The organism is Roseovarius sp. MBR-154 (genome assembly GCF_053628595.1).
In genome coordinates this window covers 47,056-54,743 of the sequence record NZ_JBRJGR010000023.1, presented here as the reverse complement: position 1 = coordinate 54,743, position 7,688 = coordinate 47,056, and the positions used below count along the sequence as shown (strand labels likewise).

6 protein-coding genes and 1 pseudogene are annotated in these 7,688 nt (G+C 63.7%); 2 read left to right on the top strand and 5 right to left on the bottom strand.

Annotated elements, in window-relative coordinates; translation table 11 throughout:
* Positions 1-307: 307 nt before the first annotated feature.
* Positions 308-1,101: pseudogene (locus tag ACSSV4_RS19495) on the top strand (IS3 family transposase); the annotation flags it as partial.
* 324 nt (positions 1,102-1,425) lie between these two features.
* Positions 1,426-2,271 carry a hypothetical protein gene (locus tag ACSSV4_RS19490; RefSeq protein WP_454276769.1) on the top strand — a complete coding sequence of 282 codons (846 nt, stop codon included), beginning with the start codon at positions 1,426-1,428 and terminating at the stop codon, positions 2,269-2,271.
* A 15-nt stretch (positions 2,272-2,286) separates the two neighbouring features.
* Here the strand turns inward: ACSSV4_RS19490 and ACSSV4_RS19485 are convergent, their stop codons facing one another.
* The 5 genes from ACSSV4_RS19485 to purH form a co-directional block, all read right to left on the bottom strand.
* Entirely contained in the window at positions 2,287-3,600 is a 1,314-nt protein-coding gene (locus tag ACSSV4_RS19485) for a M16 family metallopeptidase (protein ID WP_454276768.1), read from the bottom strand.
* Positions 3,597-4,940: a M16 family metallopeptidase gene (locus ACSSV4_RS19480; protein WP_454276767.1), complete on the bottom strand. Its 1,344-nt coding sequence runs from the start codon at positions 4,938-4,940 to the stop codon at positions 3,597-3,599. Before ACSSV4_RS19480 ends, ACSSV4_RS19485 begins: the two co-directional genes overlap by 4 nt.
* A 68-nt stretch (positions 4,941-5,008) precedes the next feature.
* A complete protein-coding gene (locus tag ACSSV4_RS19475) occupies positions 5,009-5,536 on the bottom strand; it encodes a DUF3035 domain-containing protein (RefSeq protein WP_454276766.1) in 528 nt (175 codons plus the stop codon).
* A 56-nt stretch (positions 5,537-5,592) separates the two neighbouring features.
* Positions 5,593-6,063, bottom strand: coding sequence for a signal peptidase II (gene lspA / locus ACSSV4_RS19470; RefSeq protein WP_454276765.1), 471 nt, complete (start codon positions 6,061-6,063; stop codon positions 5,593-5,595).
* A gap of 8 nt (positions 6,064-6,071) precedes the next feature.
* Positions 6,072-7,661, bottom strand: a complete 1,590-nt coding sequence (gene purH, locus ACSSV4_RS19465; RefSeq protein ID WP_454276764.1) for a bifunctional phosphoribosylaminoimidazolecarboxamide formyltransferase/IMP cyclohydrolase — start codon at positions 7,659-7,661, stop codon at positions 6,072-6,074.
* Positions 7,662-7,688 lie beyond the last annotated feature (27 nt).

Here is a 7,688-nt window from a genome sequence, read left to right as displayed (position 1 = left end):
TTTGCGTTTCGACATCTCTGATCTCCTTCTCGTCGAAGATCAGCAGACTGCAAATCGTAGCTTATGTCAGTGTCCGAATTTCGGGGGGCAGCTCATTTCTACAGGCTGCCACGGAACAACATTAGTTTGGCTCATTAGGTACCTCCTTATACTCCGTCGTGCCGTCCTGTGACCTGAAGAGTGCTGACTTTAGTTCATTCAGTTGGATTGAGCTGACGCCCGCAAACGCTCGTCTCCGAGCTCTGCTCTGACCCCCGATAGCTCCTCCATCTGGTACTGGAGTCCGGCCCAATGAGAGGACCGGACCATGAAGAGATCGAAGTTCACCGAAGAGCAGATCATCGGTATTCTGCGGGAGCAGGAAGCCGGTGCGAAGACGGCGGAGCTGTGCCGTCGGCATGGGATCAGCAGCGCGACGTTCTACGCCTGGAAGGCCAAGTTCGGCGGGATGGACGTGTCGGACGCGAGGCGGCTGAAAGCGCTGGAGGAGGAGAATGGTCGTCTGAAGCGGCTGCTGGCGGAGTCGCTACTCGATCAGGCTGCGCTGAAGGACCTCCTGTCGCGAAAGTGGTAACGCCCGCCGCCAGGCGCGAAGCCGTCGCAATCCTCGTGGAGCACCACGAGATGAGCGAGCGGCGGGCGTGTTCCGTGATCGGCGCTGACCGGACCTCGATCCGCTACCGCAGCCGACGACCCAATGATCATGATCTGCGCGAGCGCCTGCTGGCGCTGGCGTCCGAGCGCCGCCGGTTCGGCTACCGGCGGCTGCATGTGTTGCTCAGGCGGGAGGGACATGCCGTGAACCGCAAGAAGACCCAGCGGCTCTATCGCGAGGAGGGCCTTACCGTGCGCAAGCGACGGGGCCGTAAGAAAGCGACCGGGACGCGGGCGCCACTGCTGACGGTGGCGGTGCCCAATGCGCGATGGTCGGTCGACTTCGTCCATGACCAGTTCGCCCAAGGCAGGCGGTTCCGGATCTTCAACGTGATCGACGACGTGACGAAGGAATGCCTCGCCGCCGTGGCCGATACCTCGATCTCGGGCCGCCGCGTTGCACGGGAACTGACGGCGCTCATCGCCCGACGCGGCAAGCCCAGCCTGGCCGCGTTTTTTATGGAGGCGCTGTGATGAACAGCAGCATAGCCAAACAAAGCGCATCGGTGTTCCGCACGTTCGTCCGTTCGCAGATTTCGATTTGAAAATCGTCGCCTTGGGCGTCGCCCTGTCCTCATTCCGCAGAAGAGCGCGAAAGCAGTGACATGGCACGCCACCGCACCTCGGCGGACCGGGGCCGCGGCTAATTTCGGTTTTCTCCGGCTGTGGCGGGAATGCGGTTTCGCTCGGACCAAAACCCCCTATATTGGCGACCAAACCCAACTGGATGCAGGACATTCGATGCAGGTCGTTCTTCACGCTGGCGCACATATGACCGACGAGGACAGGCTGATCACATGCCTGGCCGAGAACCGCGACACGCTCACGCGGTTCGGCACCAACGTGCCGCCCACAGGCAGCTATCGCAAGCTGCTTCGCGACATCCTGCATCACGCCCGGGAGGACAAGCTGGCCGAGGATGCCCGCGAGATCGTGATCGATGCGATCAACACCGAGGATGCGACGGACCGTCTCGTCCTGTCCAATCACGGGTTCTTTGGCACGCCGAAAATGGCGGTGGCCGGCCCGATCCTCTATCCGGCGGCGGATATGCGGCTGAGCCTGTTTCGCCAGATTTTCGCCGATGACCGGCTGGAGCTTTTCTTCGGTCTGCGCAATCCGGCGATGTTTCTGCCGGCGCTGCTGCGCGGCACGCCCTACTCCTCTGTCGCGCGGCTGCTCAATGATAACGATCCTGCCGAGATGCGCTGGTCCGAGCTGATCGCCCGCATCCGCCACGCCCATCCCGACCTGCCGATCACCGTCTGGTGCAACGAGGACACCCCGCTAATCTGGTCGCAGATCGTGCGCGAGATGGCCGGGATTGACGCCACCGTGCCGATCACGGGCGAATTCACGCTGCTGTCCGAGATCATGACCAAACCGGGCCTGCACCGCTTTCAGGTCTATATCGACAGCCATCCCGGCATGACCGAGGTGCAGAAGCGGCGCGTGATCGCGGCCTTCCTCGACAAGTTCGCCGACGAGGCGGCAATCGAGGAAGAACTCGATGTGCCCGGCTGGACCGAGGATGTGGTCAACCGCTTGACCGAGGTTTACGACGAGGATATCTACGAGATCCAGCGCCTTGACGGGGTGCAGATGATCACCCCGTGAGACGGCCCGACGACCTCAGTTCACCTGACCGTCCAGCCCCTCGGGCTGTCCCACCACCACAAAGGTCAGCGCCTCGGGATCGAGCCGTTCGCGCGCAACCCGATTGATCTGCTCCAGCGTGACCGCATTCACCATATCGTTACGATTTGCGATATAGTCGGGCGGCAAGCCGTCCATCTGCATGCCAACGGCAATCGAGGCGATTGGCCCGTTGCCCTCGAAGCGCAGCGGAAAGGCCCCCGTGAGATAGGTCTTGGCGTCCTGCAGTTCCTCGGGCGTAACGCCCTCTTCGCGGATGCGCTCCCATTCGTCGCGAATGACCGAAATCGCCTCGGCCACACGGTCATTGGCCGACGCGACCGACCCCATCCAGAGCTGGGCCGCATCCTTGTCCGAAAGGTAGGAATAGACCCCATAGGTCAATCCCCGCTTCTCGCGCACCTCGGTCATCAAGCGGCTTTCGAATCCGCCCCCGCCCAAAATGTGATTGAGCACGAAGGCGGCAAAGAAATCCGGGTCCTCGCGGTCCACGCCCTCTTGCGCGAAGGCTGCGACCGATTGCGGCGTCTCGAACGGCACCACCTCGACACCGCCGGGCAGGTTCAGATCCGCAGCCTCGGGAAGCGGCGCGCCGTCTTGTGGCAGATCGCCCAGCAGATCGTCGAGCAGCGTGACCAGTTCCGCTTCTGTGATGTCACCCACGGCACTGATATACACGTGCTCGCGGGTCAGCGCGCGCGCATGGGCGGCCACGATATCCTCACGGGTCAGCGCCTCGACGCTCTCGATGGTACCATCGAACTGACTGCCATATGGATGATCCCCAAAGACCAGCCGGTCCATCTCCTTGCTCATAAGCGCGCGGGGATCGGTCTGCGCCGAGCGCAGCCCCGAAAGCACCTGCTGGCGCACCCGCTCCAACGCGTCAGGCGCAAAGCTCGGCTCCACAAGGCTCGCGCGCAGCAGATCGAGAGCCGCCTCGCGGTTTTCGCTCAGAAACCGCGCCGAGACCGAAACGGCATCGTCGCTGACGTCGTAGCTGAACTTGGCTGCCAGAGCATCGCGCGCCCGGGCGAACGCCCGGGCCTCCAGGTCGCCGGCCCCTTCTTCGAGCAGCCCGACCATCAGGTTGGTCGCCCCGCGCTTGTCCTCGAGATCGAGCGACGCGCCACCGCGAAACCGCAGTTCCAGTGCCACGAAGGGGATCGTGTGATCCTCGACCAGCCAAGCGCTCAGACCACCCGGCGTGGTGACCTCATTGATGTCTACCTCGGCGCGCGCGGGCAGCGCCGCGATCACCAGAAACAGGCTCAGCAGAATACGGATCATTGGGTCACCTCCGGGGCCGTCAGCCAGCCGGTAACCGATTGGCTTCGGTCCAGTACCCGGCGTGCGGCCTGCATGATTTGCTCTGACGTTGTGTCTTGCAGAATGCCGGGCCAGGCCTGCACATCCTCGACCGTGAGGCCCTGCGTCAGCGCGCCGCCATAACGCCGAGCCAACCCGGCGGCATCGTCACGGTCATAGATCTCCTCGGCCCGCACCTGCATCTTGATGCGCTCCAGAGCCTTAGCGTCGGGGGCGGTCTCGAGAAACGCCAGAAGCGCCTCGTCGAGCTTGTCCTCGGCCTGTTGCAGGGTCACGCCGGGCGCGGGAACGATGGCCAGATCGAAGGTCGTGTCATCAAGCGAGGTGGCGGTATACCACGCCCCCACCTGCACCGCGACCTGCTCGTCGAATTGCAGCCGCTCGCTCAGGAACGAGGTCTGCCCGCCGCCCAGCAATTCGGCCAGAAGCGTCAGCGCGGCGGCCTCCTGCTGCGCGCCGCTGTCGCGCTCGGGAGCGAGATAGGAACGGGTGACATAGGGCTGCGAGACACGCGCGTCGCGCATCGTAAGACGCCGCTCTGCCAGTTGCGGCGGCTCCTGCGGGCGGGTGCGCTCGGGCAGGTCTGGATTGGCGGGAATGACGCCGTAATAGGTTTCGGCGAGGCTGCGCACCTTGTTCGGTGTCACGTCCCCCGCCACCACGAGAATGGCGTTGTTCGGCGCATAATACGTCTCGTAGAATTCCAGCGCCGCGTCGAGATCGAGCGCCTCCATCTCATGCCGCCAGCCAATGATCGGCACACCGTAACGATGGTTGAGATATTGCGTCGCGTTCTTCTGCTCGCGAAAGAGCGCGCCGGGGCTGTTCTCGACCCGCTGGTTGCGCTCTTCGATGATCACGTCCCGCTCGGTCGCGATGTCGCCCTCGTCGAGTTGCAGGTTGACCATGCGATCCGCCTCCATCTTCATCACGAGTTCAAGCCGGTCTGCGGCGATGCGCTGGAAATAGGCGGTGTAATCATAGCTGGTAAAGGCATTATCAGAGCCGCCATTGCGCGCGACGGTGGCGGAAAATTCGCCCGGCTCCATCGTCTCAGTGCCCTTGAAGAGCAGATGTTCGAGGAAATGGGCGACACCCGAAACGCCCGGACGCTCGTCCGCCGAGCCGGCGCGATACCACACCATCTGCGTGACCACCGGGGCGCGGTGATCCTCGATCACCACCACCTGCATGCCATTGTCGAGCGTGAAGGAGGAGACCTGCCCGGCAGTCTGCGCTCCGGCGGTCACGGGAAGAAACAAGGTTAGCGCGGCAATCAGCCAGCCGGTTAGGTGTCGCATTGCGGAAACTCCGGTCGATCAGGACGATGTCAGTACAAAGATACGCCTTGCCCGCCGGGTTTCAACCGTCACTCTTCGGGGGGCGGCGGGCTTGCTGGTGTCACGATACCGCGACGGCGCAGGCGCAGCTCTTCGGCATAGGGATCGAGCCAGTCGCCGCTATAGGCCTGCGTGTAATCGTCACCGGGCAGAATCCGCAGCACATTGACCCGGCCATAGGCGCGGCGCACGTCGCGATCCTCTTCGGCCAGGGTCTGGCGGATACCCTGCCTGCCGCCATAGCGATTGGCATGGTTGACGAGGGCGCCGTTGCTTGCCGCCGGGGACTGCGCGGCCACCGCTGCCGGATTGCCGCCAAGTGCGATCACGCCATCCGCCAGCGGGTTCTGATCGGTGCGGTTGGGCGCACCCGGAGTCGGGACCGGCAACGCCGAGATATCCTCGGGCGTCTCCAGTGGCTTGCTCGGGATCATCGAGAATTCGTCCGGCCCATTGCCGGTATTGCGCAAACGGGTCAGCGTCACGTCGCCGTCGCGGTCGGCACAGCCCGCCACGATGGTGGCGGCCAGAAGGATCAGAACGGTCTTGCGCGACATCTTCATCGCCACTCCCTTGCAGCTTTCCGGCTCTTTATCGCATTCCAGAGGCAAGGTCACGAGGGCTTTTTGCTAGCGGGCAGCAGAACCAGCGCGAAGGCCCCAAGAAAGACCGCGATATCGGCCACGTTGAACGCATAAGGGTTGTCGATCCCGCAGCACGACATGTTGAGAAAATCCGCCACCGCGCCATAGATCAGCCGGTCGATCACATTGCCGAGCGCACCGCCCACTAGAATCCCGGCAGCAATTTTCTGCGAACGGCTCGCGGGTTCGTGATGCACCCACCACAGCACCGCGCCGCAGATCAGCAGGGCCACGGCGATCAGCATCCACCGGGTGATCGGGTTGTCTCCGGCCATCAGGCCGAAATTGATCCCGTAATTCCACGCCATCCGCAAATTGAGGAAAGGCGGCCATACGTCGATCCTGCCCAGCATGCGCAGATCCATCGCATGCACCACGATATACTTCGACGCCTGATCGAGCAGAAACACCCAAAACGCCGTCCAGTAGAGAGCCCGCATCCGACCGCTCAATGCCGGAAATGGCGCATGCCGGTCAGCACCATCGCAAGCCCTGCCTCATCCGCCGCCGCGATCACCTCGTCGTCGCGCATCGAGCCGCCGGGCTGAATGACCGCCGTCGCCCCCGCCTCGGCCGCCGTCAATAGCCCGTCGGCGAAGGGAAAGAACGCGTCGGAGGCTACGACGCTGCCCTGCGTGAGCGGTGCCGAAAGACCGAGCGCCTCGGCCATGTCCTGCGATTTGCGCACGGCAATCCGGCAGCTGTCGACGCGGCTCATCTGGCCCGCCCCCACACCCACCGTTGCCCCGTCCTTGACGTAGACGATTGCGTTGGATTTCACGTGTTTCGCCACTTTCCACGCGAACAGCATATCCGCCATCTCACGATCCGTAGGTGCGCGTTTGGTCACGACCCGCAGGTCATCCGTACCGATTCGTCCGGTATCCTTGTCCTGCACCAGATAGCCGCCGGCCACCTGTTTGATCATCCGCCCCGCCTCTGCCGGATCGGCAAGACCCTCGGTCAAGAGAAGCCGCAGGTTCTTCTTCTTGGCGAAAATACTCACGGCCTCGTCATCAGCCCCGGGTGCGATCACCACTTCGGTGAAGATCCGCGCGATCTCTTCCGCCGTGGTCCCATCAAGCGGCTGATTGAGCGCGATGATCCCACCAAAGGCGCTGGTCCGATCGCAATCGAAGGCGGATTTATAGGCCTCTAGCAGCGTCGCGCCACGCGCCACGCCGCAGGGGTTGGCGTGCTTGATGATCGCGCAGGCCGGGCCGTCGCCGGGCGCGAATTCGCTGACCAGTTCAAACGCCGCGTCGGTGTCGTTAATGTTGTTGTAGCTCAGGTCCTTGCCCTGCACCTGCCGCGCTGTGGCGACACCGGGCCGGTTCGAGCCATCGACGTAAAAGGCCGCCGCCTGATGCGGGTTCTCGCCATAGCGCAGGGTCTGCGCGAGGGTGCCCGCCACCGCCCGGCGGCGCGGCGCCGGCTCGCCAATGGCATCGGCAAGCCAGGTGCTGACCGCCGCGTCATAGGCCGCCGTGCGCGCATAGGCACGCTGCGCCAGCTTGCGGCGGAATTTCGGGCATATGCCACCGCCGTGCTGATCCATATCACCCAGTACCTTGTCGTAATCCTCGACATCCACCACGACGGTCACATGTGCATGGTTCTTCGCCGCCGCCCGGATCATCGCCGGGCCCCCGATATCGATATTCTCGACGCAGGTCTCGTAGTCGGCACCCTTCGCCACGGTCTCCTCGAACGGATAGAGATTCACCACCAGCAGATCGATCGGGCCGATGCCATGCGCCTCCATCGCCGCCAGATGATCAGCATTATCGCGCAGCGCCAGCAACCCGCCATGCACCATCGGGTGCAGAGTCTTGACGCGCCCGTCCATCATCTCTGGAAACCCGGTCACCTCGGCGACGTCGCGCACGGTGAGGCCCGCCTCGCGCAGGCTGCGCGCGGTGCCCCCGGTCGAGAGCAATTCAACCCCCCGCGCGGCGAGGGCCTGGCCCAGCTCAACGAGGCCGGTCTTGTCGGATACGGATAGAAGGGCGCGGGTCACGGGCGCGAGATCGGTCATCGGGTGTCTGTCCTGCCTTGGGCGCAT

What these genes read in the sequence shown, in the direction of transcription:
- ACSSV4_RS19490 (WP_454276769.1), top strand. Translation starts at nt 1,426, where the DNA reads ATGACCGACGAGGACAGGCTGATCACATGCCTGGCCGAGAACCGCGAC.
- ACSSV4_RS19485 (WP_454276768.1), bottom strand. Translation starts at nt 3,600, where the DNA reads ATGATCCGTATTCTGCTGAGCCTGTTTCTGGTGATCGCGGCGCTGCCC.
- ACSSV4_RS19480 (WP_454276767.1), bottom strand. Translation starts at nt 4,940, where the DNA reads ATGCGACACCTAACCGGCTGGCTGATTGCCGCGCTAACCTTGTTTCTT.
- ACSSV4_RS19475 (WP_454276766.1), bottom strand. Translation starts at nt 5,536, where the DNA reads ATGTCGCGCAAGACCGTTCTGATCCTTCTGGCCGCCACCATCGTGGCG.
- lspA (WP_454276765.1), bottom strand. Translation starts at nt 6,063, where the DNA reads ATGCGGGCTCTCTACTGGACGGCGTTTTGGGTGTTTCTGCTCGATCAG.
- purH (WP_454276764.1), bottom strand. Translation starts at nt 7,661, where the DNA reads ATGACCGATCTCGCGCCCGTGACCCGCGCCCTTCTATCCGTATCCGAC.